Consider the following 22,506-nt stretch of genomic DNA (forward strand, 5'->3'; position numbering starts at 1 on the left):
GGTTTTTTTTATACTTTTGGTTGATATTCTCAAGCTATTTTTTGGTTCAAGTTTCTATTCCCAGATGAAAAAAAATAGAGTTCAAGTAAAACTTTTTTGGCTTACCCGTAACAGAACTTAGTTTTCAAGTGCGGAATAATCCTGATTCATCCCCAAAATCAGCGTATTATACAACATACACATTTGACAATTACTCCAAATATCTGTTGTTGTATATATTTCATTGTTTGATGATGATTTTATCCATCTTGCTAGAAGACAGACCTCACTCAAATAGCAACCATCCGTGAATATTAGATATTTTCACTGGCTTTGCAGCAGCCAAACTAGTTTTTTATACAGCTTGACTGAATACAGTGATGGTTAAAACACTCAGTAATAGTGTTTTTAATGGTGTGATGACTTTTTAAGTTTACAAGAGATAGATAGCCAATTTATATATTATCACATTTATGCAAAAATTCAATCACTATTTCTTAAGATTCCTGTGAAACTTACTGTGCTGCAAGTAGTCTATGCCTAAGCCACCTAAGCTATCAATAATATTGAGGTAAAAATGTCACATCATACTAAAAAACATTATTGTGCTCTCACCAAGAGCAGTAATCAAAGGTGGCTATGGCTAGTCCACGCCAGCTATCGGTTGCCTTCGAGGATGTTGCGGTCTATAGCACCAACAGCAGTAGTAATTATTATATTCTGCTTATGTACTAAATGGTCTAGTAGAGCTGAGGAATCCTGGATTGATACCAGCCTGGTGACGCAAAACACACCTTGCTGCACATCCACCGGTGGGGTGTTAGCGTCTGGTAACCAAATTATCCTCAATGGTCGTACCTTACCAGGGGCTTGGTTACAGGAGAGAGGAACAGATGGGCGAGTGAAAACTTTTTTGAGTGACGGTGCTCTAAGGCAGATCGTTGGAGTTGATTTTTTGAGCAGCAACAGTGTTGCTAGTCAACCAATAGAATGGTTCTCATCAAACCAGGAACCATCGGTTTTAGCTACCAGGCTGCTGCAAGGCTATCGCTATATGGATATTACTGATTTTACTCAAACAGTAGGTTGGGTATTACAAGCTAATGGTAATGTTATGGCGATCGCCACGCCAAAAGCTCAAATAAAAAATATTCGTCAAAGTCAACAATCTATCGCTACGCCACGCAAGCTCTCAGGGGTTAGTCTTCCTCCCTTTCATTCAGCTCGCATTGTCTTAGATTTAGATCGTCCATCACCTTGGCAAGTCTCCCCAGGGGGAACTATATCCACTGAAACAGAAGCAGAATCCACAGCACCACCCAATAGAGAGTGGGTAGTGGCTCTAGATGCGATCGCCGATGCTGCTTTAAGCCAACGCTATGCTCCATCAACATCACCAACCCCGGCAAATCCTCATGGGGGTAAGGTGGACAGATCAATAGTGAGAAAATTAGAGGTAGTTAACAATCGCACAATTATTAGTCTGAGTGTACCCTTTGGTATGGCTCCCCAGATCATGACCTTAGCAAACCCCAACCGCCTGGTCATTGATCTTCGTCCCGATGCCTTGGTACAACGAGATATTAACTGGGCTACAGGATTGCGCTGGCGACAGCAATTTGTCAGTTTAGGTACAGAACGCTTTCCCGTGGTTTGGTTAGATATTAATCCCCGTCAAACTGGCTTACGTTTACAACCCATTGGGACTAACACCAGCAGTCAAACCGGTACAGCACCACTCATCCAAATGGCAGAGCAGTCTTCAGCTGTGGCCGCAATTAATGCTGGTTATTTTAACCGCAATAATCGATTACCTTTGGGGGCAATTCGTCGGGGTGGTCAGTGGCTATCAGGCCCAATTCTTAATCGGGGGGCGATCGCCTGGAATGACTCCGGGGAGTTTTACTTCGGTCGTCTCACTTTAGAAGAAACGTTAATCATTGACAATAATCAAAAGTTGCCGATTCTATTTTTAAATAGTGGTTATGTACAGAGTGGTATTGCTCGTTACACCAACATATGGGGAACTAGCTACACCCCCCTAACGGATAACGAAATCATTGTTATTGTCCAACAAAACCGAGTCACAAATCAGCTACCAGGTGGTAAGGCTGGTGAAACAACATTTACCATTCCTCAAGACGGCTACCTACTAACCTTACGTGCCAATGCTAATAGTGGTAAATCATCGTATTTAGGGGCATCACAATTAACTATTGGTACACCAGTTAGCATTACCAGCACAACAAATTCCCCCAACTTTAACCGCTATCCCCACATTATGGGGGCAGGTCCCCTATTAGTACAAAATAATCAAATTGTCCTGGATGCTGCTAGGGAAAAGTTCAGTCCAGCCTTTATTAGACAAAAAGCTGCTCGTAGTGGTATTTGCACAACAGCAAGCGGATCAGTAATCATTGCTGCTGTACACAATCGTGCTGGTGGACTAGGCCCCACCCTAGCCGAACACGCCCAATTAATGAAGAATATTGGTTGTGTGAACGCTCTGAATTTAGACGGTGGGAGTTCTACTGGTCTTTATCTGGGAGGACAACTACTCGACCGTTCGAGTAATACTGCTGCACGTGTCCACAACGGTATTGGGGTTTTCTTAGAACAAGAGTAGGGAGTAGGAAGCTAAGGGGGGAGGATTCTAGGTTTGCAATGATTAACGCAGTCGGGCTCATGTTTTTTAAGCTCAGGTCATCGTCACTCTTGTGGTGTGAAGAGTTGGTATAGAAGTTTTGGTTGAAGGACTTATTTTTGCACGCTCCTGTTTTAATTTTGTTATGTTTAGCAAGGTGCAAATCTCAAGGATCAGTTTTACCCTTCATCCAACGATTAATAACGGTTTGTTTGTAGACCAACTGAGGTAACTATGGCGCAATTTCCAGAAACCACACAAACTAATAATCTATCTCTACCCGTGTCCATCTCTAATAAAGGGATTGCTGCAACCGAGCTGCGCCCTTGGGGTTCTTTTACAGTGTTGGAGGAAGGGCGGGGATATAAAATTAAACGCATAGAGGTCAAACCGGGACACCGTCTCAGTCTGCAAATGCACCATCACCGCAGTGAGCACTGGATTGTTGTTTCTGGTACTGCTAGGGTTCTTTGTGGAGATAAGGAGGTGCTACTGAGGAACAATGAGTCAACCTATGTACCCCAATGTACATCCCACCGTCTGGAAAATCCGGGAGTGATTCCTTTGGTGTTAATTGAAGTCCAAAATGGTGAATATTTAGGCGAGGATGATATTATTCGCTATCAAGACGACTATGCTCGTAATGATGGTTAAAACTGCCACAACTGCAAAAGCTGTAAGTATAGTATACCCAGTATTTTGCTCATACCTCAGTCTCGATTAGACTGAGATTAGTCCCCGTTTGGCGGGGACTAATCTTTTCAGTGATATACACAGGATGTTAATATTAATTCACGAATTAAGAAAACATACACCAGTAGCACTGCCCAGTCACCTATATGCTGATTTTAGCCCAGTAAAAAATCAAAACCAAATTTTTTATAATCGTGATTTTTAGACTTCAACTGTCTGTAATATTTTAAAATGGGGTTTTTTATTGTCGATAACTTAGCCTGGCGGAAGCCATAACTAATTCCATGATTCATCTGAGTCCAGCCGCAATCAGTGAAATTGGGCGATTACAGTTAAAACAGCAGCCAAATTCTTTATTCAGATTGGCAATTAAGGTAGGGGGCTGTTCAGGTTGGTTTTATGATATGTCTTTTGACCAAAATGTCACGATGAACGATCGCGTTTTTGACGTGAGCGGTATTCAGGTTCTCATAGATCATGAAAGCCTGAATTATTTAAATGGGTTGGCATTAGATTATTCAGAAGATTTAATGGGTGGTGGTTTTCGCTTCCACAATCCTCAGTCCATAGCCACCTGTGGCTGTGGTATGTCCTTCTCCATGATTACGCCCATATCTGTTTAAATAAAAAAATATCAGTTTGACATAGAACCCCAAAAAAAGATATAATCAGGATTTGTTAAAAGTTAGACCTCTAAGCAGCTTTACGCGCTGTAACTCATGCCAACAATACAGCAACTCATACGTACCGAACGCGAAAAAGCGCGTCAGAAAACTAAGTCTCCAGCTCTAAAGCAATGCCCACAACGTCGGGGTGTTTGTACAAGGGTATATACAACTACACCGAAAAAGCCCAACTCTGCTCTACGTAAAGTAGCAAGGGTAAGATTGACATCAGGATTTGAGGTCACAGCCTATATTCCAGGTATCGGTCATAACTTGCAAGAACATTCAGTAGTAATGATCCGTGGCGGTCGTGTGAAAGACTTACCAGGTGTGAGATATCACATTATCCGTGGAACATTAGATACAGCTGGAGTTAAAGACCGTAAGCAAGGGCGTTCCAAGTACGGAACCAAGCTCCCGAAAGGAACGAAGAAATAGGAAATAGGCAATTAATCGTCGAGGATGAATCATCATCCTATAGGTTGAAAGGGTGCGATAGCTAAATAGTGGTGATTTATGTTGCCACAAAGTCTTGCTAAACCCTGTATTAAGCAGTGAAAATTAGGTAATTTAAACCATTATCCTGCCAAGCGATTGGCTATACCCTAAGCCGCGCTACCCTATCGCCAGTGCCGTAGGCAATTGCAGCGGTTGCATCTAAAATATTAAAGTTTATGATGTCGTCGCCTAATCTGGCGTGGAGAAAAAAAAGACAAAGTTAAAACGGCGGCTTTACCCGCCCATATACCTAGTGTCTGATAGCATATAATTTCGTTGCCAAATCCGAAGTAAAGGTGAAGTATGTCTCGTCGTGGTGTTATTCAAAGGCGTCCAGTTCCGCCTGATTCCGTATATAACAGTCGCCTGGTCAGCATGATAATCCGGCGGGTGATGCGTCATGGAAAGAAATCACTGGCTGCTAGGCTGGTTTATGATGCCATGAAAACTATTGAAGATCGCACCGGCGCTCCGCCACTGGAAACTTTTGAAAGAGCAGTCCGCAACGCCACGCCTTTGGTAGAAGTAAAAGCGCGTCGAGTAGGCGGAGCCACCTATCAAGTACCGATGGAAGTACGTTCAGACAGGGGTACAACCCTAGCTTTGCGCTGGCTAGTTAAATTTTCCAGGTCTAGACCCGGACGCACAATGGCAAGTAAATTAGCTAATGAGTTAATGGATGCTGCCAACGAGACCGGGAATGCAATTCGCAAACGGGAAGAAACACACCGGATGGCAGAAGCTAACAAGGCTTTTGCACACTATCGTTACTAAGAAAAGTAGGGGTATATCGTGGATATAACAGCGGTATATCGCCTACGCACAAAAAAAATACGGTTTTCCGTAGAAGTATAGAACCTTAACAAAGAGTAATATACAAGATATCATGAGACAAAAACTATAATAGGAGGCTACTGTGGCACGTACGATCCCGCTAGAGAGAGTACGCAATATCGGTATTGCGGCGCATATAGATGCGGGCAAGACAACGACAACCGAAAGAATATTGTTTTACTCTGGCATAATTCATAAAATTGGCGAGGTTCATGAAGGAACAGCCGTGACAGACTGGATGGCGCAGGAGCGTGAACGGGGAATTACCATCACTGCTGCTGCTATCAGTACCAGTTGGAAAGATCATCAAATTAACATTATCGATACTCCCGGACACGTTGACTTCACAATCGAAGTAGAACGTTCTATGCGGGTGTTGGATGGTGTAATCGCGGTGTTTTGTTCTGTGGGCGGCGTGCAACCGCAGTCGGAAACAGTTTGGCGACAAGCAGACCGCTACAAAGTCCCCCGCATAGCTTTCATAAACAAAATGGATCGCACAGGGGCGAACTTTTACAGAGTTCACGAACAAATGCGCGATCGCCTGCGGACTAATGCCATTGCCATTCAACTACCAATTGGTAGTGAAAATGACTTGAGAGGAATCGTTGATCTGGTACGCCAGCGTGCCTATATTTACAACAACGACGAGGGAACAGATATCGAAGAAACAGATATCCCCGCCGAAATGCAAGAGCAGGTAGAAGAGTACCGCACCAAGCTGGTAGAAGCTGTAGCAGAAACCAATGACACTCTGATGAGTAAGTACTTCGAGGGAGAAGAACTTACAGAAGATGAAATTCGTGGTGCGCTGCGTCAAGGGACAATTGCGGGTACGATTGTGCCAGTACTGTGCGGCTCGGCATTTAAAAACAAAGGTGTGCAGTTGATGCTGGATGCAGTGGTAGATTATCTACCAGCACCAACGGAAGTACCAGCTATCCAAGGTACATTACCTACAGGTGAGGTGGTTGAGCGTAGAGCTGATGACCAAGAACCTCTATCAGCTCTGGCCTTTAAGATTATGGCTGATCCCTACGGTCGTCTCACCTTTGTTCGGGTTTATTCTGGTGTTCTGAAGAAAGGTAGTTATGTTCTCAACGCTACCAAGAACAAGAAAGAGCGGATTTCCCGTCTGGTGATTCTCAAAGCAGATGAACGCCTAGATGTGGATGAAATGCGGGCTGGGGATTTGGGAGCCGCATTGGGATTAAAAGAGACCTTGACGGGTGATACCATAACTGATGAGGGATCACCAGTAATTCTGGAATCTCTATTCATTCCTGAGCCGGTAATCTCGGTAGCGGTTGAACCCAAAACCAAGAACGACATGGACAAGCTCTCTAAAGCTCTGCAATCTCTGTCTGAAGAGGACCCCACTTTCCGTGTCAGTGTAGATCCAGAAACCAACCAAACCGTAATCGCGGGAATGGGAGAACTACACCTGGAAATTCTGGTGGACAGGATGTTACGTGAATTCAAAGTAGAAGCGAATGTCGGCGCGCCGCAGGTAGCTTACCGCGAAACGATTCGGAAATCAGTCTCCAAAATTGAAGGGAAATTCATTCGCCAAAGTGGTGGTAAAGGTCAATATGGTCACGTTGTGATCGATTTGGAACCAGGCGAACCGGGTACGGGCTTTGAATTTGTTTCTAAAATTGTGGGTGGTGTCGTACCAAAAGAATACGTCGGACCAGCAGAACAAGGAATGAAAGAAAGCTGCGAATCCGGTGTATTAGCAGGATATCCACTAATTGATGTGAAAGCAACTCTGGTGGATGGGTCATACCACGATGTAGACTCTTCAGAAATGGCTTTCAAAATTGCTGGCTCAATGGCAATGAAAGAGGCAGTATTGAAGGCTTCTCCTGTACTATTAGAACCTATGATGAAAGTTGAGGTTGAAGTACCCGAAAACTTCCTTGGGGATGTGATGGGCGACCTTAACTCTCGTCGTGGACAAATTGAAGGTATGGGATCTGATGATGGTTTAGCCAAGGTAACTGCTAAAGTCCCATTGGCAGAAATGTTTGGCTACGCTACTGATATCCGCTCGAAGACCCAAGGTCGGGGTATCTTCTCGATGGAATTTAGCCACTACGAAGAAGTACCTCGCAACGTGGCTGAAGCAATCATAGCGAAAAGCAAAGGGAACGCTTAATTAAAAAAGGAAACGAGCATTCATGGCACGCGCAAAGTTTGAAAGGACTAAACCCCACGTTAATATCGGTACAGTTGGTCACGTTGATCATGGTAAAACTACTTTAACAGCAGCCATTACTATGACTCTGGCTGCGCTGGGTCAAGCTACAGGTAAAGGCTACGATCAAATTGATAATGCCCCAGAAGAAAAGGCACGGGGGATTACCATCAATACCGCTCACGTTGAGTATGAAACCGGCGATCGGCACTATGCTCACGTAGATTGCCCAGGACACGCTGATTATGTGAAAAACATGATCACTGGTGCGGCTCAAATGGATGGTGGTATTCTCGTAGTTTCCGCCGCAGATGGCCCCATGCCCCAAACCCGTGAACACATCCTACTCGCAAAGCAGGTAGGTGTGCCCAGTCTGGTTGTGTTCCTGAACAAGGAAGACATGGTAGATGACCCAGAACTATTAGAGCTGGTAGAATTAGAAGTCCGTGAGCTATTATCTAGCTACGATTTCCCCGGTGACGACATCCCCATTATATCGGGATCCGGTCTCAAAGCATTGGAAAAAATGACTGCCAACCCCAAAACTCAACGGGGTGAAGATGAGTGGGTAGACAAAATCTACGCCCTCATGGAAGCAGTAGATTCCTACATTCCTACTCCCGACCGTGCTGTAGATAAACCCTTCCTGATGGCAGTGGAAGACGTATTCTCGATCACAGGCCGTGGTACTGTGGCCACTGGTCGGATTGAGCGTGGTAAGGTTAAGGTCGGTGATGTGGTTGAACTAGTGGGCATTAGAGACACTCGCAACACCACGGTGACTGGGATCGAGATGTTTAAGAAGAGTCTCGAAGAAGGTATGGCTGGTGATAACGCCGGTGTGCTCCTGCGCGGTATCCAAAAAACTGACATCGAGCGCGGTATGGTAATTGCCAAACCAGGTTCTATTACTCCTCACACTCAATTTGAAGGTGAAGTATACGTCTTGACAGAGAAAGAAGGCGGACGGAAAACCCCATTTTTCTCGGGCTATCGTCCTCAGTTTTACGTACGGACAACTGATGTAACCGGCACCATCAAATCCTTTACTTCTGATGATGGTAGCGAGGCAGAAATGGTGATGCCCGGCGATCGCATTAAAATGACAGTGGAATTGATCAACCCCATTGCTATTGAGCAAGGAATGCGCTTCGCAATTCGTGAAGGTGGACGCACTATTGGTGCCGGTGTCGTCTCCAAAATTCTGAAGTAACACCTTTTTGTTCTATAAGCAAGGAGCGCTGGTAGATAATCTATCGGTGCTCCTTTATCTTCCTTCTTTGATTGCTTGTTCAAGTAATCAGCTATGCTGCGGCTAATCTCAGCAGAAGGGGAATTGTGACAGTCTCACCCCAAAGCCTTGGCCACGGTGGGCATAAAAAGTCACTATCCCCGATAATTCTCAGAAAAATCATCATCATTCATCAGAACCTAGAAAATTAAAGATGGCAACTCTACAGCAGCAGAAAATTAGAATTCGTTTACAGGCTTTTGACCGTCGCTTATTGGACACATCTTGCGAGAAGATTGTAGACACGGCTAACAGAACTAACGCTACAGCTATAGGCCCAATTCCTTTACCAACAAAACGTAAAATCTACTGTGTGCTGCGATCGCCTCACGTAGATAAAGATGCCCGGGAACACTTTGAAACCCGCACCCATCGCCGGATTATTGACATTTATCAACCTTCTTCCAAAACTATTGATGCCCTGATGAAGCTAGATTTACCTTCTGGTGTGGACATTGAAGTAAAACTATAAGGTTAATGCTGTAATATTTACCCAGCCCTGAAGAAATTTATCTCAGGGCTTTTTATCAGCTGGGAAACAAATGATAGAATATCAGAAAAGTACGGGGAAAGCAGAGAAGAATAAATTTCACAATTAATTTTATACAAAGGTAACAATGACATCCTCTTCTAAAATTGCAGTTCGCGAACTACCTCTGTTCCCGTTACCCGAAGTAGTTCTATTCCCTAGTAGACCATTACCCCTACACATCTTTGAATTCCGCTACCGAATCATGATGAATACGATTTTGGAGAGCGATCGCCGATTCGGTGTGTTAATGGTCGATCCAGTTGACGGTACAATCGCTAATATTGGTTGCTGTGCAGAAATCATTCATTACCAACGGCTGCCAGATGACCGCATGAAAATGTTAACTTTGGGACAGCAAAGGTTCCGTGTTTTAGAATACGTCCGCGAAAAGCCTTACCGTGTTGGGTTAGTAGAATGGTTAGAAGATCAGCCGCCAACTCAAGATTTACGCCCCTTAGCCGCAGATGTCGAACAACTCTTACGAGATGTAGTTCGTCTCTCAGCCAAATTAACTGAGCAAAATATGGAACTACCAGAGGAATTACCCGACCTACCTACAGAACTTTCTTACTGGGTAGCAAGTAATCTCTATGGTGTGCCATCAGAGCAACAAGCATTGTTAGAAACACAAGATACCTTACTTCGCTTGGAAAGAGAAGCAGAAATTTTGACTTCTACTCGGAATCATTTAGCAGCCCGCGCCGTCCTCAAAGATACTTTCAATAATTCGTAATATAGCATTTCCCATGCTCGTGAGGTACAAATTTTTTTAGTTTGAGGGAACAGGGAACAGGGAACAGCGAATAGGGAATAGGGAATAGGGAATTGGTGTGTACTTCATGAGCCTGAAAAAGGCTATATTTCCTTTTTCCCAGGGGAAGGCTATGTGATAACTTGCGTGGCGTAGCCATAGGTAATTCGTAATTCGTATTTTTTGAATTACGAATTACAACCCAGTTTTTATAGGTAGAATATTATAGCTGCCAAAAATCTTCAAGATTTCTGTATGCTCAGTTAACTGCGCTAAAGCGCATCGCATTTGCTCTTCGTGCACATCTGCTTCTAAATCAATAAAAAACAAATATTCTCCTAGCGATCGCTTCGTTGGTCGCGATTCAATACGACTAAGATTAATCCCTAACCCAGCAAATACCTGTAGTGGTTTAAGTAGCGTTCCCGGCAAATTCGCTGGGACAGTGAAAGCCAAGGAAGTGTAATGAGCACTTCCTGATATAGCCACTAAATCTTCCACCCATTGACTCACCACCCAAAAGCGAGTGCAGTTGTCGGGGTAGTCATTAATATTACTAGCCAATATAGGCAATTTATAGAGTTCGGCGGCTCTACTGGATGCGATCGCAGCCGCGGTTAAATCTCCATCCAGTCGCTGTAGGGATTCGGTAGTCGAATTACTCGCTATTAACTGCACAGTTGGGAGAAACTGCCCTAACCATCCTTGACATTGTGCTAAAGCTTGTGGGTGAGAATAAACAGTTTGAATAGTATCTAAACTACCGGCACAAGAAATTAAAGCATGAGCAATCGGCATCACCAAAGCCAACTGAACTCGTAAACTATCCAACTGCCATAGTGTATCCATTGTCATAGTTACACTGCCTTCAATAGAATTTTCTACCGGTACAACAGCTAACAGAGTTTCTCCAGACGCAACAGCGTTGAGTGATTGGGAAATGCTCGAATATGGACACAACATAGCTTGATTACCTGTTTTTTTTGCCAGCCAGTTAGCATAAAAAGCAGTTACTTGTTCTGCGTAAGTGCCAGGAGGTCCTAAATGAGCAATAGATATAGTCACAGACTTTAGTCCTAAATTATTTATCTAAACTAGAGGCCTATTGTAATAGGACTCCATCATGGAGCATGGTTGAGCCGAGGTTATGACTGTATGATAGGTAAAAATAGTCTTTTGTGAACAGCTTTTAAATAGAGTTCAATCCAATTTTCTCAAGTTTTCTCCCAGTCAATTGGAATCGGCTCCTATAATGTTTCAACGAATAGAAAAAAATAAAATTATAATTTAATTAAAAACAGAAGTATTCAACAATTATTGCTTTTAATTCATGGCTACCCAGTTTACCGCCTGCCAAACAGTAAGAATTAATGTACCACCACAACCCATCCCTATCCAACATTACCTGCGTCAGCCCCAACGTCTAGTCAACGCACTCACAGATAATAGTCGCATACAGCAACTTTCAGAAGAAATATTTCGCTTAAAAATGCGTCCATTAACCTTCATGTCACTGAGTATTCAACCCACTGTAGACCTGAAAGTTTGGGCAGAATCACATGGAACCATTCAGGTGCGATCGGTAAATAGTCAAATTCTGGGCTTTGAGTACATCAACCAGCGTTGGTCATTAAATTTACAAGGGTATTTATCACCCCAAGAAAACAACAACATCACCAGCCTCCAAGGAAAAGCCGACCTAAAAGTAGAAGTAGATATCCCTGCCCCATTTTGCTTCACACCTCAGCCCATCCTAGAAGCCACAGGTAATGGTTTACTCAAAAGTATACTGATGACCATAAAACAACGCCTACAGCATCAACTCCTAGCCGATTACCACCACTGGGCAACATCACAGGGTATGGAACCTCTCCTAATTGACAACACTAGCGCTGATTGCAATCAGCGCAGTGCCAAAGGCAATTGCAGTCCTGGCGAAATCCCTATTCTCAACCCAGATTAACTCACTCCCTTATATAAAACCTATCTCAACCTAGACCAAGGGGATTATTTAAGAACTAGCAAGCTAGCCGTAGCTTGTATGGTTAAAGTCCAACGCCTTGAGCTTCAGTTAAGTGATCGCTCACTTGACAACCACGAAAAGATTTGCGATGCAGTCGTGATGGACCATACTGTTGGAGAGCCAGCAAATGCTTTTGGCTACCATAGCCCTTATTCTTCTCCAAATTATATAAAGGATACTTTGATGCCAAACGGATGAGCAGCGAGTCACGCCAAACCTTAGCGACAATACTAGCAGCTGCAATACTCACATGAGTTTCGTCACCCTTAACGATAGTTTGTTGAGGCACCAACAAATCTTTAATCAGCTGGTTACCATCAACTAAACATAGTTGAGGCTGTACATTCAGTTTCAGCACAGCCCGCTTCATAGCTAACAGAGTTGCCTGCAAAATATTTAGTTCATCAATCTCAGTACTGGAAGCCACCCCAATAGTCCAGTCCGTCGCCAATTCACAAATTTGCCCTGCTAGTGTAATTCTCCGAGAACTGGAAAGTTTTTTACTATCCTTAATACCAGCAGCCATGAGTTTTGGCAAGGCACAACCAGGCAAAATCACAGCTGCTGCCACCACAGGACCAAACAAAGCACCTCGCCCCACCTCATCTATACCCGCCACCAAGTCACAAGAGAAAGGTAAAGGGGAAGGTGAAAAAGGGAGACCCGCCTCACCCGAATTCAAGAATCCGGGATGTGAAATTGTTTCTTCTGTCTCCATAACAGAATTAATTGTCCTCACCCGTAGAAGAGTTAGACTCTAGGGCAGAAGAACGACGGCGGCGGCGACGGTTACCAGTAGAGATTTTGTCGACCGGCGTAACGGCAGGTGTCACTTCCAAATCCATAGGCAAGCTATGAGTAGTAGCTTCTGGAGTTTCAACTACGCTCTCTATGATTATGGTTTCTTCTTGGGGTTCAAAACCATACTCCCTATCCAGGACATTAGGGGTTTTATCTTCTGGTAGCGACAACTGATTATTGGGTTCATCCTGTGACTCAAAAATCAAATTGTGATTTTTTGTGACATTAGTGTCTAATTGTCCTGGTGCAATAATATTAATAATTACTGACTTGGGACTTTTACCCTGAGATTCCTCATCCAACTTCAATAAAGGAGAAACCCCCATCAAAGCGAACACATCTTGTTCTTGGGGACTCATTTCCACAGTTTTAAATTCCGGTGGTTCTACCACTGGTTTAATTGGATCGAGCTTCTCCCTGGTAGCCCGCCCAGTTCTCTCTTGCCAACCGGATTTAGTTAAGGAGGGAGAGGGAATTTCTGGAGTAGACCTTTGGGTATCAATGTCTAAGTCTATATCTAAATCATTGTCAAAACCTACCTCACCAGGAATCACCCCACTGATGTCTCCACCTCGACTCGACAGAGAGTCTAGGCTACGTATATCATCCTTAGTATTAACTCCATTAAGACCAAATCTACCATGGCTGCTCTTACGAACACGACGCTTTACGTCCCGTGGTTCTTGATAGCTAGGATGATTAATGGGGGTATCAATAATATCCCCAAACCCCTCGTCAAAAGACTCATAACCTCGCGCCTTTACTGCCTGTATCCTTGGTGTTTGAACTCTCCCCACGCTATCGTTATTAGGAAAAGAGACCTTAGACTGAGTGGATCCGAAATCCGAACGCTCTGGTATTTCAGCAGTGGTTGGCAGTCGGGTTTCTGTATCTCCTGGCAAACGCACAGTATGCCCCAACCCGCCACAAGTGGGGCAAGTATGACCAAATAATTCATAAATATTTTGACCTTGGCGTTTACGGGTCAGTTCTACTAGTCCTAACTCCGTGAGTTGGGCAATCTGAGGACGAGCTTTGTCTGCCTTGAGTGCTTTATTAAAGTGTTCTAAAACTTGTAATTGGTCGCGCCGCGATTCCATATCAATGAAGTCAACCACAATTACCCCGGCAATATTTCGCAGCCGTAACTGACGAGCGATTTCCGTAGCAGCTTCACAGTTGGTCCACAACACTGTTTCCCTCGCCGTTGCGGATCTCGTGAAGGAACCAGAGTTAACATCTACTACTGTTAATGCTTCTGTTGGTTCAATGATAATATAGCCGCCAGAGGGTAAGTCTACTCTCGGTTTGAGGGCTTCTCTAATTGCGGCACTAATGCGGAAATATTCTAAAATTGGCGAGCGATCGCGGTGATGGTCGAACAATACGCCCTGGGGTGTTTGACCTCCACTCCAATTCTGCAAATACTGTTTTACTCTTTTCAATCCGGTGCTGGAATCCACCACAATCCGATTCACATCGGCACCGTACATATCTCTGAGTACCCGCTGGATAAAGTCATCATCCCGATTCAGTAGCGCCGGGGCGCGGGTAGAATGTGCTTCTTGCTGAATGGCTTCCCATTGCTTTTGCAACAGTTCCAAATCCTCAATAATAGCCTCTTCTGGTTTGCCTTCTGCTTCTGTACGCACCAGTAAACCCATTCCCGCCGGTTTAATCAAAATTGCTAGCGCACGCAAGCGGTTGCGCTCACTTTCACTTTTAATGCGTCGAGATAAGTTTACCCCCCGACCGTAGGGCATGAGAACTACATAGCGTCCCGGTGATGTGATGTTACCTGTGAGCCTGGGACCTTTCGTCCCTGTTGGCTCCTTCATCACTTGTACCAAAACTTTTTGTTGTGGTGCTAATAGTTCTGTAATTGCTGCTGCCGTACGCTTTAGCTTCAATGGACCCAAGTCGGTCACATGAATAAATCCGTTACGCTCTGGATCTCCGATATTGACAAAAGCCGCATCTATTCCTGGTAAAACATTTTCTACTACACCTAAGTAGATATCACCAATTTGGTGATGACCAGTGGCGACTACGAGTTCTTGTATTTGATCTTCAGAAAAGACAGCAGCAATTTGATGCTGTTCTGCTATGATAATTTGCTTTGGCATTCAATTTCCTCAAAAATTGGCAGCGCCAACGAGAAGCTTAGAGGAACACGCGTGCCTTTCGCCCCTGCCAGCTCCAAAAGGCGCTGCTGATCATCAAAATTGTGACTTCTTTGCTCAAAATTAAAGGGAGCATCGGACTAAAGAGTTGCGTTTACACGCGGTGATTATTTTCCAACGGCTGCATATTATTTAACCAAAGTTAACATTGAAAAATCAGGGCAACCCTCTATGGGTGATTTTTGATGCTATACCACTGGTAGCTAGAGATTAGGCATTTAGCACTTGTTTAGAAAATATAGAGGAAGAGTTGGCCACGGCAGCCCATTTTTTAAGTTACTAGTTCACAAGTTAGCTCTAGGGATAGTGGCTTCTACAAGACAAGTCTCACAACTACTTCTACAGCAGCTCCAGCAGCATTCGGCTGATAGCTTGTGTGGCGTAGCCATTCGCTTATGTCCTAGGAAGAGCGGCAAGCTGTCTTCATTACCAAGTCTTTGGATACAATTCTAGAAGTCACAATCTTATATGCTTACACAGAAGCCTGAACGCAAGTTTTAGCTAAGTACACGCTCCCATAGCTTTGCCTGGCATAGCTATAGATAGCTTTTCCTCCCTGCTTACTAGGGGAGTGAACTAGTCCATTGAATGGCCACGCAGTGAAAATTCTCTTGCTCTGATTCTAACGCAACCGAGGGAATTAATTGCCATTATGTCCTATGTCAGACTTGGCTAGGGTCACGCTCCGCCATCAGCGCAGCTATGCCCTAGGTTTTAAGTCCTTGAGGGAGGCTCTAAATAAACCATTGCTTATTAGGGATTATACACCTAAAACTAGCTGGTTGCGGTGGATGTGCAGCAATTGAAATTCTTCGAGCGATACTATTTCCAGCATAGACAGTATTTGTTCGGGACGCAAGACCACACCATCATGGCGACAACTTCCTAGATAATGCATAACAGCTGTAGACTCTGCTGTACTGGTTTCAGTTTCTACTAATTCCAGTTCAAACAAGCGGGAGCGCAGATTTACTAATTCCTTCTTCCCTGATTTGCTAGTTTTCTCCCACCATAGATCATTTTTGGCTTTGATGGCATCAATCCATTCTTGCCATTGTGTTGCTGTTACTGATCTGGAGGTTGCTAGCTTAATTACATAAGCCGCAGCCTCAATGACTTGGTTAGCTGCGGTGGCTTTCAAGTCTATACTAGCAACTTTATATATGGGGATGTCCCCGGGCAGTTCCTGAACTAGTTGCTGTCGGAAATTCTCAACTTCCACTGGCTGGGTTAACTCAAAATCTACAATTTCTCCACTGCTGGTGGCCCCAAGAGCTAAAGCGCTGGCGATCGCAATCCGGGGCCCCGGATGAAATCCACCGGTAAAGGCAATGGGTATACCTGCTCTGCGGATGACCCGATCAAACAGGCGTATTAAATCCAGGTGGCTCACTAAAGCCATGGACCCTTGCTTACCAAACCAGACGCGTAGTCTTTGGGTTTTATTTGTATTGGGAACAAAATTGCCGGGAAATTCTGGTATTGGTGGCGGTGAAATCACAATGTTATGTCCGAAGTCTGTGCCGCAGACACCGCAGTGTGAGCAAGCTGCAAAAGAACAATCCGGGACTACTGCCGCTGCTAAAGCCCGTTTTAAGTCTTCCTGCAGCCATTTTTTATCGATGCCTGTGTCTATATTATCCCAAGGTAAGGGCATATTTAGGGAGTCTGGCGAAGGTAGTGGGGGAGTGAAAACCGAATTTACCCCCCTTCCCCTTCTCCCCTCAACTTTGTCTTCCTGGCTATCAAACAGATTCCACTCGCCCTTTTCTACCCGCCTATATTTCCAATCTAAACCAGCTTCGGCTATGGCTGTTTCCCAAGCACCAAAGGCTGCATCTAAATTTTCATACCAGGAATCCATACCGGCTCCTAATTCCCAGGCGCGACGGACTACTTTCCCTAGTGTGCGATCGCCTCTGCCCACAAAGTCTTCCATTGCCGAAATTCGGACATCGGTGAAATTCACCTTAACACCCCTAATGCGACGGAATTCTTGTCTGAGCAAGTTTTGTTTCCGTTTGAACTCTGTAGTAGAAACTGAGTGCCATTGAAAAGGCGTATGGGGCTTGGGTGTAAAGTTAGAAATTGTCAGGTTAAAGTTTAGTGGTTTTCTGCCTCTACCGCGACATTCTCGTTGTAGCCAACTGACTGTTTCCGCAATGCCTACCACATCGGCATCTGTTTCCCCCGGCAACCCAATCATGAAATATAACTTAATTTTATCCCAACCTTGTTCCCAAGCTGTCTTTACGCCTCTTAATAATTCTTCATTAGTTAAACCCTTATTTACAATATCCCGCATTCTTTGTGTGCCGGCTTCTGGCGCAAAAGTTAGTCCACCTTGCCTGGTTCCACCCAGAATCTTGGCAATATTTTCATCAAATCTATCTACCCGTTGACTAGGCAGTGTCAGGGAAATATTCTCCGTTTTTAACCGGTTTTTGATTTCCATCCCTACTGCTGGTAAGGACAAATAATCGGAACAACTCAGGGATAGCAAGGAAAACTCATTGTATCCAGTAGCCCGCATTCCTTTTTCAATGGTTGCTACTACCTGTTCTGGTTCCACATCCCTGGCTGGACGAGTCAGCATTCCTGGTTGACAAAAGCGACAACCACGTGTACATCCTCGCCGAATTTCCAGTGTGAGACGGTCATGGACGGTTTCCATGTAAGGAACTAAACCAATGGAATATGCTGGGATTGGGGTTGCTACCCTGCGGATAATTCGTTTTGGCACATCCTTTCGGCGAGGATGTACTGAGCCATCCGTTGCCATATCGTAAAATTGAGGGACATAGACCCCTGGTATCTGAGCCAAGTCTAGGAGTAGATTTTCCCGACTTAGTTTGCTTTGTTTCCCTTCTGCCAACACTAACCCAATTTCTGGTAGTAATTCTTCCCCATCGCCGAGGGCGAAAAACTCGAAGAAGTCGGCGTATGGTTCGGGGTTTGATGTGGCAGTCTGTCCCCCGGCAAAAATTAACGGGTAGTTACCCTCGGCTCTTTCTTGCCATGTGAGGGGGATTCCCGCTAGGTCTAACATTTCCAGGATATTAGTTGCTCCCAGTTCATAACTGAGACTAAAACCTAAAATGTCAAATTCTTCTAAGCGTCGCTTTGATTCTACGGCAAACAAGGGTGTATTGGTTGCCCTCAGTTTTGCTGCCAGGTCAGATCCTGGTAAATAAGAGCGATCGCATAATTGTTGGGGCTGGGCATTGAGGATATTATATAGAATAATATGCCCTAAGTTAGACGAGCCGACTTCATACACCTCTGGGTAGGTTAAAGCCCAGCGTATTGTGGCCTTATGCCAGGGTTTATGTACTGCCAATCGCTCATTACCCAAGTAACGCGCTGGCTTTAATATATCCGCTGTGATTAATTTCTCAACTGCAACAACCACTATGCTATCTTCTTAGCTACCTTAATTACAGCTAATCTACTATAATTTAGCATTAATGTAGCCTGTGCGGTACAGTTATTCAATCCTCATGGCCAGATTTTTGTAAAAATACACCTTTTTCCGTTGCTGAATCACAATCTACAATTATAAATTGCAGTTGTTGGTAGATTTATTTGGTACATTTATACTGTTACATATTCAACACCGTTTACTAACTTATCTATCCCGGTGTGGGTGAGGGTCGGGCAAGCGTAGGGGGACTAATTGATACTTTAACTGTACAGCGCCAACTTTTGCTTCTGATGTTTTCCCACCTATTCCGGTAACTTTGCCGAATTTTTATCAAACTTAAGATGTTTGATAAAATTGTCGTAAATACAGGATAAAATGTGTATCTGTATACTTTTTTTCCCATCCATCTGCAAAACAATCTACATAGACCGCCATAGAGGAGATAAAATCAGCGTAACTTTTCTGACAAAGCTTACGGGGTTAGTAACTCAAACTAATTAACTCACTCTCAGGTTTAGATGCAAAGACTTGATTTATTGTCATGCTGGACAGGGTTGCATACCAAGGTTAAAGACAGATTATTTATTCCATCCTCTAATGATATAGTTCACACCAGCATGAAAAATTCAATCACATTGTATACCTAACAGTATCTTGGACAGGAATTATCACATATAGTCTTGGTATATTACTGATGAGAACTAAATACATTATCCGTCAACTGGTTGAAAAAGCCCTTGATATTCAAAAATTAACCCCCGAAATCGAAAATGAAATCAATTCAGAACTAACTCAAATGGGTTACATTTCTGATGTAGATTATGAAGCTCTAGAGTTATTAATGGCAGAAATGGATGCGGGTAGGGTGAAGTTAGTACCCAGTTGGGGTTAAGTACTGCTTGCTGACCAGGGAAATCCCGGGTCATGGCTAGTGTTTTTCGCGGAAATTTAGTATTTATTTCACCGGTGTGGCGTAAACTGTGCTAATGAGCATCCATAACTTGCATTAGTCATAAACCACCATGCAGCCCGCTAAACGTTTAGAAAAAATTCCTCCTTATTTGTTTGCCGAACTTAACAGCAAACGGGAACAACTTGGGCTTCAGGGAGTTGATATCATTAATCTGGCACTGGGCGACCCAGATAAACCAACTCCTACTCAGATTCTTCAGACCATGCATCAAGCAATTGATGACCCCTCCACCCACAACTACCCCCCCTATCAGGGAACACAAGAATTTAGGGAGGCGGCGGTTAATTGGATGGAACGAAGGTTTGGGGTGAGAGGGTTAAATCCACATACAGAAATTATCTCTTCGATTGGTTCCAAAGAAGCAATACATAACACCTTCTTAGCTTTTGTAGAGGCGGGAGACTATGCCCTGATACCGGATCCTGCTTATCCTGTGTATAAGACTGCCTCAATTTTTGCTGGTGGTGAACCATATAGTATGCCGTTGAAGGTAGAAAACAATTTTTTACCTGACCTAAATATAATTCCTGAAGAAATTGCCCGTAAGGCCAAATTATTGTGGATTAATTATCCCAATAATCCCACAGGAGCCATAGCCAGCCTGGAATTTTTGGGAGAATTGGTTGATTTTTGCAGGCAGTATAATATTTTGCTATGTCATGACCATGCTTACTCAGAAATGGCTTACGATGGCTATAAACCGCCGAGTGTCCTGCAAGTTCCGGGTGCGAAAGATGTCGCCATTGAATTTCACAGTCTGTCTAAATCCTATAATATGATGGGCTGGCGTATTGGTTTTGTGGTTGGGAATGCCACTGGTATTCAAGGACTGAGACAGGTAAAAAGTAATGTTGATTCTGGAGTATTTAAGGCAATTCAAAGAGCCGCGATCGCTGCCTTCTGCACTAGTGATGCAGAACTCTGGGCCTTAATGTCAGGTTACCAAAAGCGTCGTGACATTATTGTACAAGGATTACAGTCTTTAGGCTGGCCGATTGAACCTCCTGAAGCTACACTTTATATCTGGGTACCTGTACCTCTAGGATATTCTTCCCAAGAATTTGTATCTTTATTGCTTGACAGATGTGGCATTATGGTAGCTCCAGGAAATGGTTATGGTGTCATCGGCGAGGGCTTTTTCAGAATAGCCCTGACCATTCCCGATGAACGGATGTATGAAGCCATTCAACGCATGAGAGATGCTGGTATTCGTTACGCTTAATTTCGGGCGGCGAATAGGCATGAGGACGGTAAATTCCTTCCCCTAGTCCTCAATTCCTCGGTATATCTGCTGAATAAATTGATAATATTGCTGTTGAGCACCTGAGTCTAGTTGGCTTTTGGGTTCTTTAGCTAAAATCTGGCTCAAAAAGGTAATGACCTCCGTATCTAGGGCTGGTCGCACCAAATTAAGAGGACAAAGCAAATGTGAACCATCTCGCAGATCAGTAATAATTGGTGGTTCTGGTGCACAGTTAGCTAACAGCAGGGGACGTAACCAGCACAGCTGACGAGCAACCACGACTTGGATAACTTCTGCAAGTAGATTCTTTTCACTATGGTCTAAAGATACAATTTGTCCTGGTTGAAACTCTAGGCTCATATTCGTTAAGTTGACGAAGTGGCGGCTTATTTGATTGTAAAAGCGAGAATGGGCTATCTCAAACCAAGATATTGAACATACCTTAATTTCAGATTATCAGAAATTTCTGGGCAGAGTGGAAAGCGTTCAGCTTCAAAAAAAGGGTGGGAGGTTAATCTTTGAGGTTTGTATCGGGATGTTATAGCATAAGTAAATAAGTATTAAGTCAATGCTATCGACTGACTTAACATCTACTTTGTTGTCAATCATCGAAATTAAAAGCAAACAGCCGTGTCTGTAGAAACCATTGAGAAGCGTTCCACATCCCGCAAGCTTGCCCCTCGGTACCGGGTTTTGCTCCATAATGACGACTACAACTCCATGGAGTATGTAGTACAGACACTAGTAACTACAGTACCGAGCCTGACCCAACCCCAAGCAGTAAGCATTATGATGGAAGCCCATACTAACGGTTTGGCTTTAGTCATTACTTGCGCTCAGGAACACGCGGAATTTTATTGCGAAACATTAAAAAGTCGTGGTTTAAGTAGCACTATTGAACCGGACGAATAAGACAATATATTGGACTTATTCCTCAAAATTCCATGAAAATCAACCTAATTCGTTTAGCCCACAGTCCTGTTACCATCAGGCTGGGTTATTTTGTGGCAGCCTTATTACTCCTATGGCTACCCTTTGCCATCCCAATTTACTTCTTAGTTAGGGATCCTAACTTAGTAAGTATATTGACAATGGTGCTGTTATATGCTCAATTTATTTTGCTGTTGCGGCTATGGGGTAAAAATGTCTATCACCAACCCCACATATTCAGACAATATGGCGGGGAAATCACCCAGACTAATGCAGTGGATTTGCTGAATGGTTTAGCTACTGGTATAGTTGGCATTCTGGTAGTGTTTGGGCTACAAGGTTTTTTAGGTTGGCTGGTATGGCAACAACCGCAGGTTTTCTGGCCGAGAATAATTCTAGAGGGTTTAATTGTCTCTTTAGGTGTGGGGTTTGCGGAAGAGTTATTATTTCGAGGTTGGTTACTGGATGAACTAGAACGGGACTATAGCTTAGGTGTGGCACTTTGGGTCAATGCTGTCACCTTTGCTGCATTGCACTTTATTAAACCGTGGGAGGCAATTATTCAAACATTACCCCAATTTCCAGCTTTGGTATTGCTGGGGTTAACGCAGGTATGGGCTAAACGCTGGCGTGGGGGAAGATTGGGTTTAGGGATTGGTTTACATGGTGGTTTAGTTTGGGGCTATTACATAATTAATGTGGGCAATTTAATTGAATATACTGGTCAAGTTCCTGATTGGGTGACGGGTGTAAATAATAATCCTCTACAAGGAGTGATGGGGGTGGTGTTCATGGGAATACTGGCGGTGTGGATGCGTTGGCGAGTCCTAGCTTAATACTTT

Annotated in this window: 19 protein-coding genes; 14 read left to right on the plus strand and 5 right to left on the minus strand. The window is 43.9% G+C overall.

Annotated features, from left to right (window positions below):
• The first annotated feature begins 556 nt into the window (after positions 1–556).
• From NWP22_RS03280 to NWP22_RS03320, 9 genes are all read left to right on the plus strand, one after another.
• On the plus strand, positions 557–2,605 hold the full coding sequence (locus NWP22_RS03280; RefSeq protein ID WP_271733702.1) for a phosphodiester glycosidase family protein: 2,049 nt from the start codon (positions 557–559) through the stop codon (positions 2,603–2,605).
• A gap of 252 nt (positions 2,606–2,857) precedes the next feature.
• On the plus strand, positions 2,858–3,277 hold the full coding sequence (locus NWP22_RS03285) for a phosphomannose isomerase type II C-terminal cupin domain (RefSeq protein ID WP_271733703.1): 420 nt from the start codon (positions 2,858–2,860) through the stop codon (positions 3,275–3,277).
• A gap of 323 nt (positions 3,278–3,600) precedes the next feature.
• On the plus strand, positions 3,601–3,939 hold the full coding sequence (locus NWP22_RS03290; RefSeq protein ID WP_271733704.1) for a HesB/IscA family protein: 339 nt from the start codon (positions 3,601–3,603) through the stop codon (positions 3,937–3,939).
• A 96-nt stretch (positions 3,940–4,035) separates the two neighbouring features.
• Entirely contained in the window at positions 4,036–4,419 is a 384-nt protein-coding gene (gene rpsL, locus NWP22_RS03295) for a 30S ribosomal protein S12 (protein ID WP_271733705.1), read from the plus strand.
• 363 nt (positions 4,420–4,782) lie between these two features.
• Entirely contained in the window at positions 4,783–5,253 is a 471-nt protein-coding gene (gene rpsG / locus NWP22_RS03300) for a 30S ribosomal protein S7 (RefSeq protein WP_271733706.1), read from the plus strand.
• 142 nt (positions 5,254–5,395) lie between these two features.
• Positions 5,396–7,474 (plus strand): elongation factor G, encoded by a 2,079-nt coding sequence (gene fusA / locus NWP22_RS03305; RefSeq protein ID WP_271733707.1) that lies wholly within the window; start codon positions 5,396–5,398, stop codon positions 7,472–7,474.
• A gap of 22 nt (positions 7,475–7,496) precedes the next feature.
• Positions 7,497–8,726: an elongation factor Tu gene (tuf, locus tag NWP22_RS03310; RefSeq protein WP_271733708.1), complete on the plus strand. Its 1,230-nt coding sequence runs from the start codon at positions 7,497–7,499 to the stop codon at positions 8,724–8,726.
• Positions 8,727–8,958: 232 nt separating this feature from the next.
• Positions 8,959–9,276, plus strand: coding sequence for a 30S ribosomal protein S10 (gene rpsJ / locus NWP22_RS03315; RefSeq protein ID WP_006196404.1), 318 nt, complete (start codon positions 8,959–8,961; stop codon positions 9,274–9,276).
• 145 nt (positions 9,277–9,421) lie between these two features.
• Positions 9,422–10,069: an LON peptidase substrate-binding domain-containing protein gene (locus tag NWP22_RS03320; RefSeq protein WP_271733710.1), complete on the plus strand. Its 648-nt coding sequence runs from the start codon at positions 9,422–9,424 to the stop codon at positions 10,067–10,069.
• Positions 10,070–10,282: 213 nt separating this feature from the next.
• On the opposite strand, the gene pheA is transcribed toward NWP22_RS03320, so the two are convergent.
• Positions 10,283–11,152, minus strand: a complete 870-nt coding sequence (gene pheA / locus NWP22_RS03325; protein ID WP_271733711.1) for a prephenate dehydratase — start codon at positions 11,150–11,152, stop codon at positions 10,283–10,285.
• 265 nt (positions 11,153–11,417) lie between these two features.
• On the opposite strand from pheA, the gene NWP22_RS03330 reads away from it, so the two are divergent.
• Positions 11,418–12,050, plus strand: coding sequence for a DUF1997 domain-containing protein (locus tag NWP22_RS03330; protein WP_271733712.1), 633 nt, complete (start codon positions 11,418–11,420; stop codon positions 12,048–12,050).
• 82 nt (positions 12,051–12,132) lie between these two features.
• Here NWP22_RS03330 and NWP22_RS03335 read toward each other — a convergent pair whose 3' ends face one another.
• From NWP22_RS03335 to NWP22_RS03345, 3 genes are all read right to left on the minus strand, one after another.
• Positions 12,133–12,828 (minus strand): ribonuclease HII, encoded by a 696-nt coding sequence (locus NWP22_RS03335; RefSeq protein WP_271733713.1) that lies wholly within the window; start codon positions 12,826–12,828, stop codon positions 12,133–12,135.
• Positions 12,829–12,835: 7 nt separating this feature from the next.
• On the minus strand, positions 12,836–15,037 hold the full coding sequence (gene rne / locus NWP22_RS03340) for a ribonuclease E (RefSeq protein WP_271733714.1): 2,202 nt from the start codon (positions 15,035–15,037) through the stop codon (positions 12,836–12,838).
• Positions 15,038–15,854: 817 nt separating this feature from the next.
• The gene (locus tag NWP22_RS03345) at positions 15,855–18,506 is read right to left on the minus strand and encodes a TIGR03960 family B12-binding radical SAM protein (RefSeq protein ID WP_271733715.1); all 2,652 of its coding nucleotides are present in this window, start codon (positions 18,504–18,506) and stop codon (positions 15,855–15,857) included.
• 706 nt (positions 18,507–19,212) lie between these two features.
• Between NWP22_RS03345 and NWP22_RS03350 the strand changes: the two genes are divergently transcribed.
• A complete protein-coding gene (locus NWP22_RS03350; protein WP_271733716.1) occupies positions 19,213–19,410 on the plus strand; it encodes a hypothetical protein in 198 nt (65 codons plus the stop codon).
• A gap of 130 nt (positions 19,411–19,540) precedes the next feature.
• On the plus strand, positions 19,541–20,713 hold the full coding sequence (locus tag NWP22_RS03355) for an LL-diaminopimelate aminotransferase (RefSeq protein ID WP_280801508.1): 1,173 nt from the start codon (positions 19,541–19,543) through the stop codon (positions 20,711–20,713).
• Positions 20,714–20,755: 42 nt separating this feature from the next.
• Here NWP22_RS03355 and NWP22_RS03360 read toward each other — a convergent pair whose 3' ends face one another.
• Positions 20,756–21,094 carry a hypothetical protein gene (locus tag NWP22_RS03360; RefSeq protein ID WP_271734024.1) on the minus strand — a complete coding sequence of 113 codons (339 nt, stop codon included), beginning with the start codon at positions 21,092–21,094 and terminating at the stop codon, positions 20,756–20,758.
• 270 nt (positions 21,095–21,364) lie between these two features.
• Between NWP22_RS03360 and clpS the strand changes: the two genes are divergently transcribed.
• Together clpS and NWP22_RS03370 are read left to right on the plus strand one after the other, a co-directional pair.
• Entirely contained in the window at positions 21,365–21,646 is a 282-nt protein-coding gene (gene clpS / locus NWP22_RS03365; protein WP_280792669.1) for an ATP-dependent Clp protease adapter ClpS, read from the plus strand.
• Positions 21,647–21,678: 32 nt separating this feature from the next.
• Positions 21,679–22,500 (plus strand): CPBP family intramembrane glutamic endopeptidase, encoded by an 822-nt coding sequence (locus NWP22_RS03370; RefSeq protein WP_280801509.1) that lies wholly within the window; start codon positions 21,679–21,681, stop codon positions 22,498–22,500.
• Positions 22,501–22,506: the final 6 nt, after the last annotated feature.

Source organism: Anabaenopsis tanganyikae CS-531 (genome assembly GCF_029891675.1).
Lineage (GTDB): Bacteria > Cyanobacteriota > Cyanobacteriia > Cyanobacteriales > Nostocaceae > Anabaenopsis > Anabaenopsis arnoldii.